Source organism: Cypionkella aquatica (assembly GCF_030161095.1).
GTDB classification, from domain to species: Bacteria; Pseudomonadota; Alphaproteobacteria; order Rhodobacterales; family Rhodobacteraceae; genus Cypionkella; species Cypionkella aquatica.
Genome location: NZ_BSPP01000010.1, coordinates 104,944 through 124,321 on the forward strand (window position 1 = coordinate 104,944; position 19,378 = coordinate 124,321).

Sequence of the window (19,378 nt, forward strand, 5' to 3'; positions counted from 1 at the left end):
CCGATCAGGAGACGCCCTGCAAGGCCAAACAGTCACGGTTTAACTCAGATGCGCGGCACATGGTTCCGAGTGCGATCCAGACCATCGGCAGCGGTGAGATGGACAAGCCATCTCGCCAACCCAGCAAAATTCCCAAAATTTTCGGCAAAAGAAATCAACACCCTCGGTCCATAGAACCGCGGAGTGTTTTGTAAATCTGCGCCAAATTCGTTAAAAATGGTGGGTCGTGACGGGCTCGAACCGCCGACATTCTCGGTGTAAACGAGACAGAAGCACCCTTAAATGATTGTGCTTTAAGGAAATGCCGTTCCCACTTCTGGTCGAAAATCGGGCCATTATACCGTGAACAAAAAGAGAATTTGGGAACAGCTTAAATGCTAGTGGGCTTTCCAAACGCGGGCCGAATATCTGCGGGAAGAATGATCGTGCCTTGCGGCCTGCCCCTTCGCCCGCAGGCGCGACAGACCATGCGATCAAACACCCAATTGTGAATGTTGAGGCCAGAAGCATCGAGCCAGCGCTCAGGGATATCCTTCGCGTCAAGCAAAGAATAGTGGCCGCAGATACAAGTGACGTAAAGGTGGTGACGCGATTCCATGATGAGAACATAGGCGGAACATATCGCCTTGCAAAATCACAATGCCCACCGAAAGTCATTTCCCGCCCGGCAAAAATCTGTGGAACCGTTCGCCCTTGATCCTGCTTGACCAATGTAGACTGTCATCTGGAGGAGAAAAAAGATGGACACTGCCTTCATTGTGCCACTGCTAGCGCTGTTCACGCTTCTGGCCGTTTGTGTTTTTGCAATGATCAGTAAGGCCAGTATAGAGCGGCGTCGGCATGATCCCAGTGCGCCAAAGTCGTCTCTTGCCAAAGACGGGCCAACTGGCGACCCGGTCGCATATGATGAATGAACTGCTTTTGTTGTAACCGCTTCGTCACGCGCCAGTCTCGGCGCGTGCGGCGATCTTGGCAGCTGGTTAAGTAAACCAATGCGCATGAAGCAGAGTGTTGACGTTGGTGAATCTGTTACCGTGAAAAAAGCTTGCCAAAATCCTGCAAGGTAGTCTCTCCTATCACCCACAACAGGAGATCATCATGGGCCGCCAAATCACACTCACGCAAGGCAACGACACCTTCAACCAGTCTGCCGTGAGCGATAATAGTGCGTTACAAATCTTCGGGCTGGGGGGCAATGATACCATCGTCCTAGACCGCACAGATGACCTCGGCGGCAGCAACCGCGTCGATGCCGGCGCTGGCAATGATGGTGTGGTCAATCGGAAAGAATTCGGCAACGTGATCCTTCTGGGCGAAGGCAACGATACCTACGTTGGGCTCGGCTTTGGTTCGTTTGACACAGACCGGCTTGATCAAGTCTTTGGCGGCATCGGCGCAGATACGTTCGCGGTGCAAACCTTCAAAAGCCAGTATTTTGGCGAGACGGGCAATGATCTGTTCCATTCAGTTGGCCGGTCAAATACGTTTCACGGTGGCACCGGGCAAGACACTATCAGCTACCTTCCGCGCAGTGATGAGACAACCAGCGGCGTAACCGTGGACCTTTTGGCGGGCCTTACTCAGACCAGCGCCACTCGGCAAGAGCGGTTGATCTCGATCGAGCACGTCATAGGCTCGAGCAACAACGACGAAATCTTCGGCAGCAACGTCGCCAACCGGCTTACAGGTGGCTTCGGCTTTGATCTGCTGACTGGGCGCGGTGGGGCGGACCAGTTTATCTTCAAATCCGCTGCGGATTGCCGGATTTCGGCAACTCAGGCGGATATCATCATAGATTTCAGCCGCGCCGACAACGACAAAGTCAACTTACTCACCATCGACGCCAACGTGCATGTTGCTGGCAATCAAGCGTTTAACTTCGTTACGACAGGATTCACCCGCAATGCTGGCGAGTTGCGCTTTGATGGCGACTTTGTGCTGGGCGATCTGAATGGCGACGGTCGGGCCGATTTCCGCATTTTGATGAACGAGATCAGCACCATGCAGGCGAGCGATTTTGTTCTGTAGAACAATGCTGCGCATTTTATAGCTCCAGCGGAATTGATAGGAGCGTGACCAACGCCCGCAATTGGTTGCCGCAGGCGCGATGCGCTGCGCGATCTTCGCCCTATTTCAGCTCGATCCGCTGATCATCCATCGCACCTGACAGCGGCACCGGGGCCGCGAATGGAACCAGCAGCGAGGGCGGCGTTGCGGGGCTTGGCAAATCAGAACTTGTTGAGCCGCAAGACGCGAGAAGCAAGCAGACAGTAGGTATGAGTAGCAGATTGAGCACGAGCCAAGCACTCGCTCAGCGAAAAGGAGTGACATCGACGCCACTAATCGAGAAGCTAGCTGGAATGGGAATCGATAAAAGGAGGTGAACGCCCGCAATGAGCTCACTTGTGGAGAAATCACTGCGGCGTTCTTATTGCTATGCCTAAAATCGACTGGATTGTTGCAATGGCAGCTACTGTACTTCTCTTGGGTTTCTTGGCGTGGAGCTTACCGAAATTAGCTGAATATCACAATAACAACGATCAACAGTATCAGACAGTTGCCAATCAGAAAGGCAGCGAGCCACCCAGTTACAACTGCAATATCCTCAGCGCCCCTCTTAGCATTAACTGCAGCCCTGTGCCCCCCGACGGCACAGACAATACTGACTATACCGCACAATATGATCTGAACGCACAACAAGATATGGCGCTGGCGGCGTTTGGGGTCATCATCGCAACTGTCATAGGATCGGGAATCTCTGGAGTTACGATTTTCTTTGTCTTTCGAACACTTCTGGAAACCCGAACGACTAATGAAATCACTCGAAAATTCTACGAATTGGAATCTAGACCCTTCCTGTCTATTGAACTTGTAGACGGCGAACAATTCCGAATTATAAACGGGCAGCTGGGCAAAGATCGCGACGGAGAGTTCCAAGAGCAGGAACTGCTTTGCAGACTTGTAAATGGCGGAAGAACTGTAGCCATTGCCAAAAAGTTCCTCCGCCGGTGGGAGGTGAAACGCGCAGGAAACGACCCGAGCGAGTTGAGCAATTCCTTTATCGCAGACAATGAACTCGTCGCCAAAGAGATCAATGTCCCGGTCGGGCCCAACGCACCTTCTGCCCCTATCATTACCGGTAGTACTAGAGGCGAAATGAGTTCTAAAGTTACGACAGGCGATTGGCTCTACTTCTACGGCTTCCTTGAATTCAGCGACCCCGGTGAACAGTTCAGAGGGCGTATCGGATTTTGTTTCGTCTATGATATCCGCGACCCAACTCGAGGCATTTACGTGGCTTTGCCAACAGAAAACGCCAAATACTGGTACTACGAAGAACTTCAGGATTGAGCTTAATATTTTGTTCACTTCATACATCCAATCCGCTTGTTGTAATTGTTGTGTGCGACCGGACTGACCAATCGGCCAACGCCCGCATCTGATTCCCACAGGCCCGCAGCGCAGCGCGATCCTGGCCCCATTTCAGTTCGATCTGCTGATCATCCATCGCCCCTGACAGCGGCACCGGATCCGCACATGGAACCAGCAGCGAGGGCGGCGGCGCCGGGCTTGGCGCATCAGAACTTATTGAGCCGCAAGACGCGAGAAGCAGGCAGACAAGCAGGGCTTTGCACGGGTTCAGCACGGGCCAGATCCTCCAGTTCGCGATTTTGCACCCGCACCGCCTGTTCGGCGGCCAGGCGCTTGGCTTCGGCGGCATTGGCTTTGGTGATGGCTACCAGCGTCTCGGCCTGTGCCTCGGCAAGCGCGGCGACGTGGCGAGCCTCACAGGCCGAGACCCCCATGCGATAGCCCTGCACCCCTGCCACAGCTGCGAGGGCTAGAGCCGCGATGATCAGCCAGGGTTTCACGGCGACACGCCGTGCATGCACAGCGCCCACTCATCGGCGCGGCGCAGCACCAGCCCGCGCACCACGCGCTTGCCTGCCTTATCAAACCAGGTCAGCGCATCGCAGGCCCCCGCAACCTGCCCCGCATTGAGACGCCGCACCGCGGTGCTTTTCCCCGCCGCGCCGATGCCGATGTTATAGGTCAGCGATGTGAAGGCAGCATCGCGCCGAGGCGGCAGCCGGTGATCAATCGTGGCCACCGTGAAGTACCGATGCAACGCGCGCCGATACTCGGCCACCTCGGCGCGCAGCAGCGCGTTGCACTCGGCCAGCGTTTTCCGCATCCCCATCACCACGCCCCGCGTGGATCCTGCGCAGATCGTCGGCACCCCAACGATGTCGAGATAGGCCACCAGCACCATCCCTTCGCGCGCGCCGATGAATGGCAGGGCGATAGCCATGGTCTCGGCCTCGGTCGCGGGCTTGGCCTGCGCGGCGACAATCGACAGCAACACGATCAGAACAGTCACACCGGCAATGCGCAGCGCGTTGACCAGACCTGATCCCTTTTGCACGGTCATCCGACCGATGATGCCAAACAGCAGCAGTCCGACGCCGATCCACCACATCACGTAAGGGTCCGCCTCATAGCCCCAAATCCCAAACGCCAGCTCGGGCAAGATCAGGGCGGCGAGTCCCAGCACCTGCGCCCAAAAGCTATAGGCCAAAATCATGACGCGACCCGCGCCGTCGATCATCCGCATGACGTTCTCCATGTAAAAAAGCCCGCCAGAAGCGGGGTGTGTTGATTGCGAAAAGTGGAAAGAAGTCAGATCAGCGCATCACTTGCGCGGCTGCATTTTGTCCAGCTGCGCCTCGATCCGGTTGATCCCGTTCTGAATGGATCGCAGATCGCTGGACTGTGTGGCCTGCGCGATTTCCACCGCGCGCAACCGCGCTTCTTGTTGCGTCATCTGCTGGTCGCGGTTGAAGGTCTTTGCCGCGATCGAGGTTTCAATCACTGCAATTTTCTCGGCCAGAATGGCCTGCTGGCTCACAACCGTATTCCAGGCTGTAAGCGCAGCGGCAGCAATCAGACCAATCGTGATCAGGTTGCCCAGCGTGATGCGGGGGTCATATTCTAGGCGCATCAGATCACCGCCAGCAGCGCCGCGATGATCGCCATCAAGATCGGGCCCAGCAGTAACCCCACCCAGTCCTTAACTACCACGATTGCCAAGCCCTTCATTTTGCGTCCCTCACAGCTGATTTTGTTTGTTTGGTTTTGATTGTAGGCGCGCGGATCAGCCGCTGATGCGCCAATCTGTTCCGTTGCTACGGACCCAAAGGATGTTGGAGCCACCACCAGCAACGACGCTGTTGAACGTGGTGGCGTTTGCATCTAAAACTAGCAAGAACCGCCCCCGATTGGTCGAGGCAGCCGGCAGGTTTGCAACAGTCAAGATGCTGGATACCGATTGTCGAACCGAGCCTCTGTCATCATGCTGCACCCAAGTCGCCTCGGTATAGCTTCCCGCCCCCTGCGCATATGCTGGCGTAGGCAAGACCGCACCAGCCACCTGCGTCACCTCATAGTTAACCGATACCGCATCCGTATCGGCATACATCATCCGCATGGTGCCGCCCGTTGATGTGTGGCCCAGATCAAGCTTAAACGACCCGACCACACGGACGCCGCCCAGCACGTTAGCAAACCGCCAACCTGCGCCGCCCACAATACTGCGCGTGATGAAGTGGGGCTCATTGATGAACTCAACTCGCCCTCCAATAAGCTGTGCAAAGCGGCGGTTATCACCCTCGATCCAGCTTTCGTAGCGCCCGCCGTCGATGCGAACTTTCTGATTGCACGTACTGAACGCCAACGCATTGGCGTAGCCGATGTTAGGTCCGCAGCGTACATCGACCCCGATCAGGTCAAGATCGGCGCGAAGTGTTGCATCCTCGGCATCTGGTTTATGCAAGGGAGATCGGGTTTCCCCTCCCCGGACAATATTGCAACCCTTTGCCCATGGCGTAGTAACAAGGGCGGCATCGTAACCAGCACCAACCAGCATATCTTGTACCACGGTATCGCGGCCTCGGAACTGGTATGCCTTGGTCTGCCCGCCGCTGCCCAGGGTGGTTTGCTGCGACGAGCAACGCACAAAGCGGGTGCGCCTAGCACCTTCATGGTCATCCCAATCCGCGTTGGCACAGTCGGTAGCAAAGCCGTCGATTACCAGCGCATCGCGCGTTGGGCCAAACTCATAAATATCAGTGCTGCCTGCAGTGACGGTATTGTACCCAGTTGTGAACGCGTGTCTTGCGCGGCGAGCCTTTATTTTCCAAGTGTTGCGCGCACCATTTCGATCAAGCCCGCCATACAAAAGATCGTTGTAATCCCCGGTAAGGACGAAATCACCATCGACGCTAAATTTACCCTCGATACAGCCATATGCCGTAAATGGCCCAGAAGCGGCACCATTGTACTCGATCTCAACATCTGGCCTATAGTGCGGCCCGACATAGAGCAGCCCACCGTTGGTGCGCCCGCCTTTTACCTTCAGACCTTTGACGCTGACCTTATATTTTGGAAGCCGCGCAACCCGAATATTCGTGACATAGTTCGAGAAGAACTCAAGGCGGCCAGTTGCATAGATAGTGTTGCCTGAAATGTGCGAGATTACGAAATCCTCGCCGAAGCGGGCCGAATATCCAACCCGACAGTCAGGGTCCACGTCATCCGAAACAATCCGCATCACGTCGCCCACCGCATAGGCTGCACCATTTGCGACAGCCATCGCAGTGGCCCGAGAGGTCACGCCTTGAATGGCGATGTTCACGGTGGTTAGAGCCGAGACGGCTTGAATGTTGTCGTAGGCGTTGCCAATGGTCCAAAGACCCGTGGTGGTGCTGTCTCGCCGCCCCGGCCCAACAAACTCCACATCCACATGCTGTGATGTCGTGGTCATGGATGCGCAAAGCCAATCGACCGGAACATCAATAATAACCTTGCGGCCAGCGGCATAGGTGATTGCAGCAGTCAAAGCTGCGGCGTTGCTGGCTGCAGTACCAAACGTGGCGCTGAAACCAAACATCGCAGCGTTAACTTCGCGGGTCAAATACGGTACAAAAGCCGCCCCGAACTCTGTCACGATTGCCGTCACCCGACGCGCACTTTCGGCGGTGATGGCATCGCGGATTTGCTGCGGCACGGGCGTTGTGCCGGTGAAAGTCATATAGGTGAGCGTGCTGGGAATATCCTGCGCCTCAAACCGATCGAACGTCACCAGCGGAGATCCGTTGATCCGATAGGTTTTCAGCCCCCGGTTTGCGACGACCGGGTTATTCGGGTCCGGGCGCGGCCAGCTTTTCGGCTCGACCGAATGCCGCAGTTGCTCATGGCCCGCCAAAAACACCTGGCTCAAGCCGCCCAAAGGGTTGTTCCAAAGAGAGGTGATCCTGCCCAGCCCCGCGCCCATGTTGCACGAAAACTGATAGCCTTGGTCGCGCGCATGATCGGCAGGCGCGAAGATCCTGACATTGGCAGGGGTGGCTTGGCTGAGATTCAGGACCGCCGCCATACCGCCCGCTGAGACAACTTCGGTGCGCACGCCGTCAACCTCGAACACCACCGGCACGCCCGCGATGGTGGTGCCAATCGTCAAGGGCTGGGCGCTGGTATCGCTGGGGTCTACCGTCAGATCACAGACATGGCCAAACAACCGGCCCTTCCACACCAGCGCGCCGATGGCATCAGCTGCCACATCGACTGCCGCAGACGTGACCCCAGCCGACGCGTTGAGATACATGTCAGCGCCGCGATAGCCGCGCTCGACCAGATCAGCCCCGCCGAAATGCACCTGCTGACCAACATCCGCACCAGTCAGCTTGAGGCCCGCCGCCGTGGACAGGTAGACGCCGGGGTAAAGGCCCGAGTCGACAATCTTGGCCTTTTCGGCATTGGCGCGAAACGCCGTGCCGCCATCCGCTTGCGTGACGTCCTCGCAAAAGATGATCTGCCCGCCGCGCTTAAACCACGGTGCGGCCTTTACCGCGCCGATGAATTGCGGATAGCGCACCTGCGACAGCGTCGAGATCGGGGCCAGATCATATTCATTGGCGCCCTGCCCCATGAATACAACGTCAGCGCCTGTCACCTCTGGCCAGATTGCCTGTATTTGCGCCAGTGCGGCATTGGCTTTGGCGTTGGCCGCGATCCAGTTTGCCCCCAGCGATGGCTCAGCGTCGGTTGGCGGCACCCAAGTGCCGATCCCAGACCCTGGCACTGCATGCAGGATGCCAACCACCGGGCGCTGCCGCTCTTTGGCCAGTTTGTGGCAGGCATGAAACAGCGAGTTGTTGACCAACCCCGGCGCGGTGTTGAACGGCAGTGCGCCCAATGCGGCCTGCACCAAAGTTGTACCGTTGTAGGCCAGCACGTTGCCGGGGCTGATACCCGTCTTGACGCCAGTGGTGGCCGCATCATTGCCAAGGCCGTTGGATTGATCCAGCCAGACCACCAGCAGCGGCGGCGGCGAATACCACAACCCATCACGTTGCACCTTGAAATCCGCATGCGGCGGCTCGGATGCGCGCAGGGCGTAGCCTGCCAGATCACTCAAGGCTCCCGTTGATGCTTCCGCCAGCCCAATGATGCTGTTCAACGCATCGCGCATGTCCTTTTTGCGCGGATTGTGGATGCCAGACGCCGGATCACCAATCGGCGCGGGATGCCCGACAGGCTCATTCGGCAAGCCGTCACCCGTATAGCGGACAAAATCGCGCAATGCGCGGTCAACGACCTCGGCCATTTATTTCTCCAAGTTTCAGATTGTTAGATGGTCTGGCTGACAGGCCCGGTGGGCGTGATCTGCTCGATGCCAGAAGCGTTGATCGTGACGGCCCAATAATACCAAGTGCCCGCGCCGGGGGTGTCCACCAGCGCCTGCGGCTGGCCTGCGATACCAGCCACCGTTCCAAGGATCGATGCTGCGCCAAACGACGCCGAAGACCCGCGATAGATCCGCGTGCGGTAATAGCCGGAAACGCCGTTGACCCAATCTAGCGTGATGTCAGGGGCAGAGTACGACAGCGTCAGACTTGCGGCAGCGCTCGGCGGCGTCGGGTTGGAAATCACCGTGATCGTCTCAATCGCAGTATAGATATCCTCGCCCACCCAAGATGCCCGCACCTGATAGGTCAGGCCGCTGGACACCACCGCCGAGGCCCCGCGCAGATTGCCAACCCCGACAACCATTGGCTCCCATTCGGTTACGCCCACCCGGCGATACTCAAGGTATAGCTGGACACCCTCATAATCCGGCTCATCGACCACGGCCTCAATGCGCGCGGCGTTCTGCCCCGATGCCAGCGCCACGACATCTTGCGTCAGCACCAATCCGGTCGGCGCAAATGTCGCCGCACCGGGCACTGCCAGCGCCGACAGCGGCGGGGGCGGCGTGCCCTCTTGGGCGGCAGGATTCCAAGGATAAGCGTTGACGATGCTGGCGATGCTGATTTCACAAACCCGGTCGGCAACGGAATAGCTGTGCGACAGCACCTCAAACACCGCATCGCCAATCCCCGGCAAGGCTGGGTTGACGATCCTGATGACGTGCTTGCCCTTGCCTTTGGGGTAGCGCGCCTTCAGGCCGACCAGATTGGTGCGGATCGTCCCGGTCCAATCGCGGATGCTTGACGCCCGGTACAGATACATCAGGCGGCGCATTTGCGATGGCGAAGGGCAAAGATCAACGGCCAGAGTTTCAACGCGCTCTGGCTGCGTCAGCAGCGCGGTTTCGTCCAGCAGTTCTTCGGCCTCGGCCTCCTGAAACCGATGCAGGGGCGAAGTGTATTTGCCCTTCAGAACATTGAAATCGGTGAATTCGTCAAAGCCATCGGCCAGCTGCATCGCCAGAATGTCAGCCGCCCCGATAGTCACGTCCGGGTCTTCCCAGCTGCCGCCAAGGATGCCGCACTTGCCCTCAGCTGTCATATAAAGCTGCGCGTCTGCGGTGGCCAAGATGCGCTGCATCACCTCTTTCGGCGCATCTTCCAGCGTGTAGTAGCCGCCCAGCCGATACCGCTTCTCAGAGCCACCCGCCTTCAAAGGCACGTCCTGATCGCAGACAGCGGTGAACTGCGCAAAACTTGCCAGATCAACAGACTCCATCGGGATGCGGTAGCCATCTGGATGCGTCAGAAAATCCAGCGCCGCAGGCCCGGTCAGATCGCTGTAAGCCGTAACGCCCGTGCGCGGGTCCATCACCTGCGAAAGCTTGGCCACCATCTGCACCGAAGTCTCTGCTTGGCGCGGAAACCGCTTCGACAGCTTGGCGATCTTCGGTGCCTTCATCACCACGAAATAGCTGGCCTGCCCGGTCAGCTTGTGCGCTGTCGTCCACATCGACGGAAACGCCGCCCGCGCCTCGGCGTAGTCGCCGCCATCGCCAGACAGAATGGCATAGATCCACATGTAGCCATCAGCGCTGCCCGAGGTGACAGCGCCGCCCGACAGCGTGACAACCTCGCCATCCACCTCAAACCGCACCACCTCAGAAATCGCGCCGTGGTGCGCCGAGGTGATCTGATACAGCCGCTTGCTTTTCGCCTCGCGCAGCACCTTGACGCCGCCCAGCATGTATTCGCCATAACCACGCACGCGCGGCGCTGTGGCCTGCGCAATGCTGGCCTGCACCTGGATCGTGGGTGCCTTTGGGCCAAGCGCCTTTGACACCTCACTCCACAGTAGCGATTTGCCAACCGAGATCAGGGCGGCAGAAAGCGCTGGCGACAGGCCGAAGATCGTGATCGCGCCAGTAAACCCTGCCGAGGCGAGGCCTGCTGTGATCAGCGTAAAAATAGCCATCAGTCCCTCACCCACGCCATTTCAACCGCCCGATACCCCAGCCGCGACAGATCCGGCCCAGCCACGCCGGTGGACAGCCGCACCCGCGCCTCATGCGACTTGGCCCACGCCTCAAAAGCGCGCAGAAGACGCAGCCCGCTGCGATCCGTCGCAAACCAACCATGTTCACAGGCAATCGGCTCGGGGTTGATCACGCTGCGCTCGATCGACGCCGCAAGAAATCCGCCCTCAGTCACCAGCACAAGCGCATCCGGCCGCAGGATGAGCGACATCAGCACAGCCTGCGCATGCGCGCGATCCACCGCCTGCGGGATGCCGGATGCCTCGATCAATCGCTCCACCAGATCGGTGATACGGGGGATGTCGCAAGCTGTTGCAGGCCTCATATCCAGCGGGTCTCATAGTTGGTGTACAGCGCCACCCGCTCATAACCCTTGTCGCCGGGGTGCCGTGCCTGTTGATCGCGATCAGTCCAAAGCCCACGCGGCGGTGCGTTGCGCCGGGCCCATAGGCCTTCGCATTGCAGACTGACCATGCTGCTTTTCGTTCCCTCGGCGCTGAATGACATTGGCCCCATCGTGCCGGTGAACAACGCCATCGGCGATGCAAGCGGTTGCCACGGCTGCCCGCCATCCTGCGGCACAACGGCGAACAGCTGCGAATAGACAATCACCTGCCTGCCACGCACCGCAGCCCTTGCATTCAGCAACAGTTCGATCATCTCTGTGGTTGCCGCCATGCTGAACGTCACCGGATCAGCGCTCATCTGATAGTCAGATGTCAGATCGCTGATACCGATCACATCGCCGGTCCCCTGCCACAGATGCCCCGCATGCTGCAGATCGCCAAAGCCTGCCCACCAGCGTTTCGCGCCGGTCGTAAAATCCATCCAGCACAGCACCGCTTCGGCAATGTCGCCATTGCGCAGCAGCTCATCAGGGATGGCCAGCAGATCGTCACGCGCGCCCATCAGATTGCTTCGCGAAAATTGAGCGTGACAGATTGAAGTCGCGTCATGCGTTCGTCATAGCCGCCATCGCCCTCATCAGACCGCTGCATCAGGCAGGCCGGATGATCCAACACCAACGCCGCGCCCGATGCCGCCGCTTTGCGCAAAGGTGGCTGAAATTGCACCCAACAATCCGAGCCATCGATCCAGACCAGTTGGGCCTCATAAAGCCCCTCGCCTATCGAAAAGCGCTGACCGGGACGCAATCCGGTGGTGTTGGAATTCACAACCTTGATCTGTGTCGCCCGAAGGGCAGCAGCTGCGCCCAGCACCATCATCGGCACGGGGGCATTCTCAAATCCGAAGTGCTCAAACGTCTCTGCGCCGCTTAAATGCGCAATGCCACCGCGGGCAATGCCATGCCCATCCCGATCAACTGGGCGGTAACGCCCAACCGCTGGAACAAGCGTACGGCCGAGATTGCCCTCCATCCCCGCCATGAAAGCCTGAAACGCCAAATGCGACGCCTCGCCCTTCAACGCAAAGGTGATCTGTGCGGTCCAGTGCGCGGAAAGCGAAGCGACGGTCGTAACAGCGCCAGACAAACCCTCTTGCGACTCGCGCGACTGGCCAGACAGGCGGAATCGCCCCGCTTGATCTAGAAGAAGGTGCGGAAATGTGACGCGCATCAGCGCTTCCTCTTGCTGTGATTGTCCATGATATCCGGCACGGATTTAAGACCCTGCTGGACCGCACCACCCGCGATCACCTTGACCCGCGCCATAATATGGCCGTCATCTGTCAACATCAGATCGCCGCCGATCACCCTCACCGCGCCACCGCCCTGCCCTTTGGTGTGGTCAACGACAGTCTCGCGCGGGTGCAGGATCGCCGGGAAACCGCCCTTACCGTCAACGCCACCCGAGCGAGCGCCGTTTCCGGTATACCCGCCACCATCATACGATGCAGCGGTACTGCCACCCAGCACCCCAGCGTTCAGTCCGCCCAAGCCACCAACCGCACCGCCATTTGCACCGTTAAGTAATGCCATCAGGCCCTGTTTAATGCCTGACTTTGCAAGGTCCAACGCGATCCCCTTGAAAACAGAGGCCAGCCCTTCGCGCAGTTTTTTTCCGTTGACCAGCGCCTGCGACATGGCATCTGAAATGCCGTCGATCCCCTGCTCAAACCGCTGCTGCGAAATCTTTTGCGTTTCCAACTGCAGCGTCAGATCAGCGACATCCTGCGCCTGCGCCTTGATCTCCTCGCGCAAGGTTTTTGACGATCCGGCTTGCTTCTTATCAAGATCAACACCCGCCTTTTTGGCGGCATCCAGCATCGCCCACTCGGCGCGCAGCGCGGCAACCTCTTGCGTGCTGCGACCCAGCAAGTCGATTTCGCGCTGGATGCGCTGAAGGTCGGCCTCACCCTTGTCCATCGCGGAAACGGGCGCTTTCTTGCTACCACCACCACCTTTTTTACTGGTGTCCCTATGTACGACAGGTGTGTCAGGGGCGGCTGCGCGGGTGTCAGCGTACAGTCCGTAAGCGCCCGCGAGCTTGAAATCAGCAGCTTGCTTGGCGTTGCTGACGGTTGCCGCTGGCCCGCCAAGTGCGTTTTTCAATCCAACAGCTTGTGCCAGCCAATCAACCAACGACTTCACACTGGAGATTGCCCCATCCATCCAAGAGCCGCCCGGCGCACTAGATGCGAGCGAGGCCGCTGTGGTAGCTGCATCCGCCATCGACACTTTAAGGTCATCAGCGGCGTCGGCAGCTTCGTATAGCGCAAGCTGTGCCGCGTTGACCTGCTGGGCATATTCTGACGTGGCCAGCGATGTGCCCTGTATGGCTGCTGTAACCCCTCCGAGAGCATCAGCTTGAGCCCGGATTCCATCAGCTTCACTGAATTCCTTAACTGCATCTCCCAATTGCACGAGTTTGTCTCTTGAAAGCCCTACACTCGCTTCAAACGCAGCAATAGCTTCCTGCGTTTTCTGGATTTGATCAGCGACATCAAAGCCAGCGATTTGCGGATCTAGGGCTTCATACTTGGCCAGCTTATCCATCAGGATCTGGACTTGCTCGCCAACTTGAACATATTCCGAGCCAAGGGCAGTGACAGCGGTTTTAGCGGTTGCATCGGCACTGCTCAAGGCCAGCTTCTGCTGCGCAACCAGTGCCTCCAACACCGATGCTGTCAATTCGCCATACTGGGCGCGCAGATCTGCAATCGATACGCCCGTGACATCCCGCAGCGTCTGCGTCGAATCTCCGAGATCTGAAAGTGCGTCCTGCACCTCTTTGGCGCTGCCGCCAACACCGTCAAAAGCTGAAACCAGCATGGGCAGCGCCACCCCAGCCAACAGACCCGCCGCAGCGCCCGCAGCGCCAAACGCCAAGCCAAGGTCTGGCAACTGGATAGCCAGTGCCTGCACAAAGTTGCCAGATGCCATAGTCTGCTGACCAACCTGCGACAACTGCATCATCGCCATGCGCATGTGATTGCCGCCCGTCAGGGCTTTATCGCCAACATCCACAAGCTGTTTTCCTGTGGACATGTACTGTTTGTTCAGCCGATCGACGGCCGCACCATGCTGACCTGCTGTGATCGCCCCGACTTTCCAAGCCCTGTTGATCTGGTTCAGCTCATCTTCATAGCGCTTCGAAGCCGCAAACAGTGGGTCATATTTGGCGCGCAGCGCATCCATTTCCCTGCCGATGGCGTTGGCAGACGCTTCCGCGCTGCCAGTCACCTTTTTATTCATGCCACCTAGTCGGCCTTCGATCTGATTGGAAAACTTGTCGGCTGCCGCATAGCCTGCCTTCATCTGGTTTTCGAATTTGGCAAGCGACGCCTCCATCCGAACCAGCAAAGTTTGTTCATCAGATTTAGCCATTCAGGGCCTCGGGTTCGTATTTGGCGAGGATTTCGTTAAACTCTTCCTCGCTCAGGAATTCCGCCTTGCGGCTGGACGCGGCATTGAAACCCCGGATCAGGTTGACGAAATCGGCAAACGGCAAGGCCCGCAGATCCTGCGGCGACATGTGGAAAGTCTGGCAAATCTGCACAACCTCCGAGAATTTGAACGGTGCAGGCTCGGGGTCAGGCTCAGATGCAGCCTCCGGCTCAATGCCCACCATCACAGCTGATAGGATATCCACCGCCAAGGTCGCATGGCGCAGATAGGGGCTGGCATCAAACTGATCATGCAGCAGCTTATTGGCCTCCGCCAACCCCATCCCACCCCCGATCAAGGCAAGCCGGATCGTGTGACGAATATCGGCAGCAGCAAATAGCCCCCGCGTCAGCCGCTGAAACAACAAGCCCACAGCGACGGGCGTTTTGCCATCGCCGCAAGCCTGCTCCAGATCCATCACGCCGCCGAAGTTCAGCGCAAACTCACGCTCGCGTCCCGCCCATTCCCGAACGATCCGCATCAGGTGGCATCCGTCCAAACGCGCTGCCCAGCCCCGGTGATCGAGGCGGTAAACTGGACCTTGCCCGAACCTTCTTTGACCAGTTCCAGTTCGCTCAGGATCGCAGGAACAACCCAGAAACCACCGCTGTTCGCAGCGGATTCGTCAAGCAGAACCTTGATGTTCTTCTCAGAACCATCATCCGCCCAGCCCCGCCAAGTCGGCCAAGCTTGGGTGGTCACCATGCCGGAAATCGACACGGCGGTGTCCTGCGATTCCAGATGCCGGGTGATCACCGCGGGCAAATCCAGCGGGTCATCGCAATCCAACACCGTGGCTTCACCCAGATTGTTGGTGAGCTTGATGTTGTAGTTGTTCGCGCCGCAGGTGTGCGCAAAGGCTTCGGTCGGGGTCGCCCCGTTGCCGAGTTGCACAATCAGCCGCGTGGTCTGCTTACCGGTTCCCATCTATCACTCTCCTTGTAGCCGCTTTTGGCGCACCGATCCGTTCGGCGACCTTCTTCTCGAGCAGCGCCTCGCCAATCTTGGCGGGCACTGAAACTTCGCTGCCTGCCGTAAAATGCAGACTCAACGCGCTCGACACTCGGTGCGGCGCATCAATCAAAATTCGCAATTTCATCGGCTTACCCTTCGCGGATTGCCTTGTTCATGGCGCGGGTGATGGCGGTTTTCACACCCCTGCGTTTTGCCCGCCATGATGGGTAAAAGAATGGGTTTGCAGCCATATCCTTGGTTCCAAACTCTTGGAACAAAGCGTGGAAGCTTTCCTTAGTCCCGCCCGCATAAATCGTGATGCGAAGCGTCCCGTAGTCATTGTTGCCCACCCTGCCGACAGCCAGTGAGCCTTTGGGCGCATCGCCCCAGGTCCAGCCGATACTGCGGAGCAAGTCGCCTTTATCCTTCGGCACCAGACGCCGCATCATTTCGCAAACCTGTTCGGCGCTCTTTTCCATCTGCGCCATGGTCGCTTCGCGGACCCGCTTCGGGATTGCATCAAACCGAGATTTGAGCCGAGCCAGACCTTGAACCATCAGGCTTCCTCCGCCTCGATCTCAAGCGCCACGACACCATGGGTCACGCCGGTGGCCGGGTCTGGCAAAACGCGGGCAATGATTACCCGCATCACCAGGACGGCGCCAGCGCCGAGGTCGATGGGATAGAGATGAAGCGCCTTGCGCACCGCATCTACGATTAACTTGGCCTCGCGCTGGCCATCCGTGGCTTTGGACCATGCGTCAATCTGCAGCGAATGGGTCTGACCTTCTATGCAAAGAATGTCGTCTGGCACCTGATCGGAGGGGCCGAAGCTGATGTATGGCCAGACGGAATCCTTATCAGGCGCATCATAGACCCGCTGACCCACGAGTGCAGTCACACTGATAGCTGAGGTCAACCGTTCAAAGATTGCTGTCTGAATATCGGTGGAAATGCTCACACTGGCACCCCACCTTCGACCGTCACCTCGAAAAATGCGCGATCATCCGTCGGTATAATGGCACGCACCACGTAGGATTTACCCGTTTCAATGTCCCGCGCGACCCAATCGGTATCCAAAAGCGCCGAGTCTTGCGACTGACCAATCACGAAGACGGCAGGCTGCCGTCCAGCCAAACGCGCAGAAATCACCGTCTCGCCGCCCCGCAACCAGATCACCTTCGCCCACGCCTGAAACTGCTCCGCCCAAGAGGTTTGCGACCCCCCCATGCCATTAGGAGCGCGAACTGGCGCATCAAAGGCCACCAGAGTGTTCAGATCGCCCGTATGATGGCGCGTCATACCGAAAACACATGTGGCAAAAGCGAACCCTGCACCGAAACCGGCAGGCCGAATGCATCCTCACCCCCACCGCCATTGCGATTGAGATAGAGGTGATCCAGAGTCCGCAGGATCGCGCTGATTGCCCATGCCGGCACATCTGCCGCAGCACCATAGCCGACAACAATGTCAATTTTCACACTGTCGAAGTGACTCTGGGTAGATGGCCAACTCAGACCGTAGGCGGGCGTGATCAGATTGGGTTGGCGGGATTTAACCAAGCTGTAAGTGTCGGATGCCAATTCCTTTTCCGAACCAGCAGTATCGATATAAGCAATCTTGGCAATTTCCAGCACGGGTCCGATCGGAATTTCAACGATGCCGCAGAACCGATCCAGCGTCATCTGCACGCTCTGCTCAACCAGACGGCGGCGTAAAAAGGCTTCAACCAGAGCCGTTGCAGATTGGATCATGTCGCCGATAGTGGCATTCTCGTAGGCGTGCCGGATGCGCAGATGTGCTTTGCCTTTATCCAAGGTCACCGGATATTCAGCTGGGGGCGTGATCGTCTGTAAAGTCATCGGCCTCATCCACCCACAACAGAAAAAGGCACCGCCATCACAGCGATGCCTCAAAGTTCACAAATCAGGCGACGATGACGATTTCGTCGACGCTGGCAGCATCATAGGCAGAGGCGGGGCCATAGCGGCAGTCAAAGCCCAGCACCAACGCACTGGCACCAGAGGTCGCCGTCGCAATCGTCATCGACAACCGCACATGGGTGAAGTTGTTGTTGGCATCCAGATCTTCGGCATACAGCGAGACCAGCGCCTGTTTGCTGTCATCAGAACCCGCCTTGGTCAGTTGGGTGATGGCGCTGCCCACCACATCCTTGGCCCCAGCGCCGGCCGCATCTGTTGCCTGTTCAAATTTGGCATCTAGCGTGGCGGATGCACCCAAGGTGCCCGCCATGATGATGGCCATCACCTGCTGGAAATTCGCCATCGCGATCCAGCCGCTGGTATAGGTGGCGGCGGCTTTTGCGGCTGGGTCGATGACCCCAACCACGGCGGCGCGATGCGGCGCCGGAACGGTTTTCTGTACCATGGTTTCAGTCTCCACATTTGGGAAAGGAAAAACCCCGCAGCCAAGGCTACGGAGTCAGGATCAGGCGCGGTCGGCCAATGCCACGAAATGCGACTTCGTGGCCGAGCCATTGGCTGGGGTGACTGGGGCGGACAGGTGCGGTTGACCGCCGTATCGGAAAATCCACCGGAACGCTTGGGTGTTGTAGTCAAAGTACAGGTGGATCGACGATGCAAACTGCACCCCAGCAGACCGGCGGGCAGCGTAATACCCCTTCGGCGAGATGAACTGCAGATCGCCCAAGTCGCCCAACGTCTTGGCGTGTTCGGTCAGCATGACAGGCGCACCAAGCAGGAAGCCACCGGGGGCATCAACAAGGCCATTCGGCGGCAGCCAGACGGGCTTATCACCAATCACCAAGCCCATCAGCTCTGGCAGGCAATCGCTGTTTGCCAACCAGATCGGCTTGTCACCGGGGATACGCTGCAACCGCGAAAACATCTTCATGACGTTCTTGGCCACGATCGTATCTGCTGCCTGCGACCCTTCCTTCGGGACAGTGACCAGAGCCCCGGACTTCATCCAGCCCAGTGGTTGGCCGGCACCGCTGCCGTAGATGATGGCGTCGTTCTTTTTCCACGAAATAGCCTGAGCAGCCTTGGTGGTCAGGCGATTGGCCAGCCGAGGCGCATCTTCCAACAGCTCCTCGGTGACGTTAGCCATCACATAAAGTTCCTCCAACGGAACTGAACGCGGCTGGGTGGCAAGCTTGCTGGGCGTCATCGGATCGCCTTCAGCACGCCAGAACGCCCGGATGCCCGTGCCGCCCCAAGGTGTGGTTTCATCGGCGGTCAGTTTGACCTCACGGGCCGAAGTCGGCTCTTCGTCGATCAGCGGGCCAAATTCGTCCATCGTCGTGACGATTTCCCAGATCGCATCACGATATTGCGGGGGCAGTTCATAACCTTCGCCCGTTGCCGCGCCGCCCTGGTGGGGGCTGGCGGGGGCAGCCATAAGTCGCGCATCAACTGCTCCGCCCCGGCCCATCGCAGCGGCAACATTGCCGTGAACGGCCTTTGCAAACTCGGCCATGTCCTTGAATCCGCCAGTCGCTGCCGGGTCCAGATCGTTGACCGTGTTCGCGCCATAGGTGCCAGTGGGCAGCGCCTCGATATGGCGACGACGCTCAGCCATCTTCTCGGCGGCAGTGATTTCGGCGTTCTTGGCCTCAATCTGCGCCTCGATGGCGGAATAGCGGGTTTCTTCCTCGGCGGTCAGATCCCGATTGGCGGCACTGGCCGCATCGAGGATTTTGGTGGCGTCCCCTTTCAGGGCCGCGAGATGCTTGCGCAGCTCGGCCAGTTTATTCATCGCAAACTCCTATGATACCCGGTTGGATGACATGCCTCGACAGCGCGCCGGGTGCG

At 58.4% G+C, this 19,378-nt stretch carries 20 protein-coding genes; 2 read left to right on the forward strand and 18 right to left on the reverse strand.

Annotated features, from left to right (window positions below; genetic code table 11):
• Positions 1–1,098: 1,098 nt before the first annotated feature.
• A complete protein-coding gene (locus tag QQJ98_RS13380; RefSeq protein ID WP_284325848.1) occupies positions 1,099–2,028 on the forward strand; it encodes a calcium-binding protein in 930 nt (309 codons plus the stop codon).
• Positions 2,029–2,403: 375 nt separating this feature from the next.
• Positions 2,404–3,351 (forward strand): hypothetical protein, encoded by a 948-nt coding sequence (locus QQJ98_RS13385; RefSeq protein WP_284325849.1) that lies wholly within the window; start codon positions 2,404–2,406, stop codon positions 3,349–3,351.
• 227 nt (positions 3,352–3,578) lie between these two features.
• Here QQJ98_RS13385 and QQJ98_RS13390 read toward each other — a convergent pair whose 3' ends face one another.
• From QQJ98_RS13390 to QQJ98_RS13475, 18 genes are all read right to left on the reverse strand, one after another.
• Entirely contained in the window at positions 3,579–3,872 is a 294-nt protein-coding gene (locus QQJ98_RS13390; protein WP_284325850.1) for a hypothetical protein, read from the reverse strand.
• Positions 3,869–4,615 (reverse strand): lysozyme, encoded by a 747-nt coding sequence (locus QQJ98_RS13395; protein ID WP_284325851.1) that lies wholly within the window; start codon positions 4,613–4,615, stop codon positions 3,869–3,871. The genes QQJ98_RS13390 and QQJ98_RS13395 overlap by 4 nt, the downstream gene beginning before the upstream one ends.
• 78 nt (positions 4,616–4,693) lie before the next feature.
• The gene (locus QQJ98_RS13400) at positions 4,694–5,002 is read right to left on the reverse strand and encodes a hypothetical protein (protein ID WP_284325852.1); all 309 of its coding nucleotides are present in this window, start codon (positions 5,000–5,002) and stop codon (positions 4,694–4,696) included.
• 153 nt (positions 5,003–5,155) lie between these two features.
• On the reverse strand, positions 5,156–8,665 hold the full coding sequence (locus QQJ98_RS13405; RefSeq protein WP_284325853.1) for a hypothetical protein: 3,510 nt from the start codon (positions 8,663–8,665) through the stop codon (positions 5,156–5,158).
• 23 nt (positions 8,666–8,688) lie between these two features.
• A complete protein-coding gene (locus QQJ98_RS13410; RefSeq protein WP_284325854.1) occupies positions 8,689–10,722 on the reverse strand; it encodes a phage tail protein in 2,034 nt (677 codons plus the stop codon).
• Entirely contained in the window at positions 10,722–11,108 is a 387-nt protein-coding gene (locus QQJ98_RS13415) for a hypothetical protein (protein ID WP_284325855.1), read from the reverse strand. Before QQJ98_RS13415 ends, QQJ98_RS13410 begins: the two co-directional genes overlap by 1 nt.
• Complete coding sequence (locus QQJ98_RS13420; RefSeq protein ID WP_284325856.1) at positions 11,105–11,692, reverse strand: hypothetical protein; 588 nt, start codon at positions 11,690–11,692, stop codon at positions 11,105–11,107. The genes QQJ98_RS13415 and QQJ98_RS13420 overlap by 4 nt, the downstream gene beginning before the upstream one ends.
• On the reverse strand, positions 11,692–12,360 hold the full coding sequence (locus tag QQJ98_RS13425) for a hypothetical protein (protein WP_284325857.1): 669 nt from the start codon (positions 12,358–12,360) through the stop codon (positions 11,692–11,694). Before QQJ98_RS13425 ends, QQJ98_RS13420 begins: the two co-directional genes overlap by 1 nt.
• Positions 12,360–14,570 carry a hypothetical protein gene (locus QQJ98_RS13430; protein ID WP_284325858.1) on the reverse strand — a complete coding sequence of 737 codons (2,211 nt, stop codon included), beginning with the start codon at positions 14,568–14,570 and terminating at the stop codon, positions 12,360–12,362. The genes QQJ98_RS13425 and QQJ98_RS13430 overlap by 1 nt, the downstream gene beginning before the upstream one ends.
• Positions 14,563–15,111 (reverse strand): gene transfer agent family protein, encoded by a 549-nt coding sequence (locus tag QQJ98_RS13435; protein WP_284325859.1) that lies wholly within the window; start codon positions 15,109–15,111, stop codon positions 14,563–14,565. Before QQJ98_RS13435 ends, QQJ98_RS13430 begins: the two co-directional genes overlap by 8 nt.
• Positions 15,111–15,557: a phage tail tube protein gene (locus tag QQJ98_RS13440; RefSeq protein WP_284325860.1), complete on the reverse strand. Its 447-nt coding sequence runs from the start codon at positions 15,555–15,557 to the stop codon at positions 15,111–15,113. Before QQJ98_RS13440 ends, QQJ98_RS13435 begins: the two co-directional genes overlap by 1 nt.
• Positions 15,544–15,729, reverse strand: coding sequence for a hypothetical protein (locus tag QQJ98_RS13445; RefSeq protein ID WP_284325861.1), 186 nt, complete (start codon positions 15,727–15,729; stop codon positions 15,544–15,546). The genes QQJ98_RS13440 and QQJ98_RS13445 overlap by 14 nt, the downstream gene beginning before the upstream one ends.
• A gap of 4 nt (positions 15,730–15,733) precedes the next feature.
• Positions 15,734–16,141 carry an HK97-gp10 family putative phage morphogenesis protein gene (locus tag QQJ98_RS13450; RefSeq protein ID WP_284325862.1) on the reverse strand — a complete coding sequence of 136 codons (408 nt, stop codon included), beginning with the start codon at positions 16,139–16,141 and terminating at the stop codon, positions 15,734–15,736.
• Positions 16,141–16,545 carry a DUF3168 domain-containing protein gene (locus tag QQJ98_RS13455; protein WP_284325863.1) on the reverse strand — a complete coding sequence of 135 codons (405 nt, stop codon included), beginning with the start codon at positions 16,543–16,545 and terminating at the stop codon, positions 16,141–16,143. Before QQJ98_RS13455 ends, QQJ98_RS13450 begins: the two co-directional genes overlap by 1 nt.
• Entirely contained in the window at positions 16,542–16,886 is a 345-nt protein-coding gene (locus QQJ98_RS13460) for a head-tail adaptor protein (RefSeq protein ID WP_284325864.1), read from the reverse strand. The genes QQJ98_RS13455 and QQJ98_RS13460 overlap by 4 nt, the downstream gene beginning before the upstream one ends.
• Positions 16,883–17,446: a head-tail connector protein gene (locus tag QQJ98_RS13465; RefSeq protein ID WP_284325865.1), complete on the reverse strand. Its 564-nt coding sequence runs from the start codon at positions 17,444–17,446 to the stop codon at positions 16,883–16,885. Before QQJ98_RS13465 ends, QQJ98_RS13460 begins: the two co-directional genes overlap by 4 nt.
• A gap of 64 nt (positions 17,447–17,510) precedes the next feature.
• The gene (locus QQJ98_RS13470) at positions 17,511–17,972 is read right to left on the reverse strand and encodes a hypothetical protein (RefSeq protein WP_284325866.1); all 462 of its coding nucleotides are present in this window, start codon (positions 17,970–17,972) and stop codon (positions 17,511–17,513) included.
• Between the two features lie 60 nt (positions 17,973–18,032).
• Positions 18,033–19,322 carry a phage major capsid protein gene (locus QQJ98_RS13475; protein WP_284325867.1) on the reverse strand — a complete coding sequence of 430 codons (1,290 nt, stop codon included), beginning with the start codon at positions 19,320–19,322 and terminating at the stop codon, positions 18,033–18,035.
• Between the last annotated feature and the right edge of the window lie 56 nt (positions 19,323–19,378).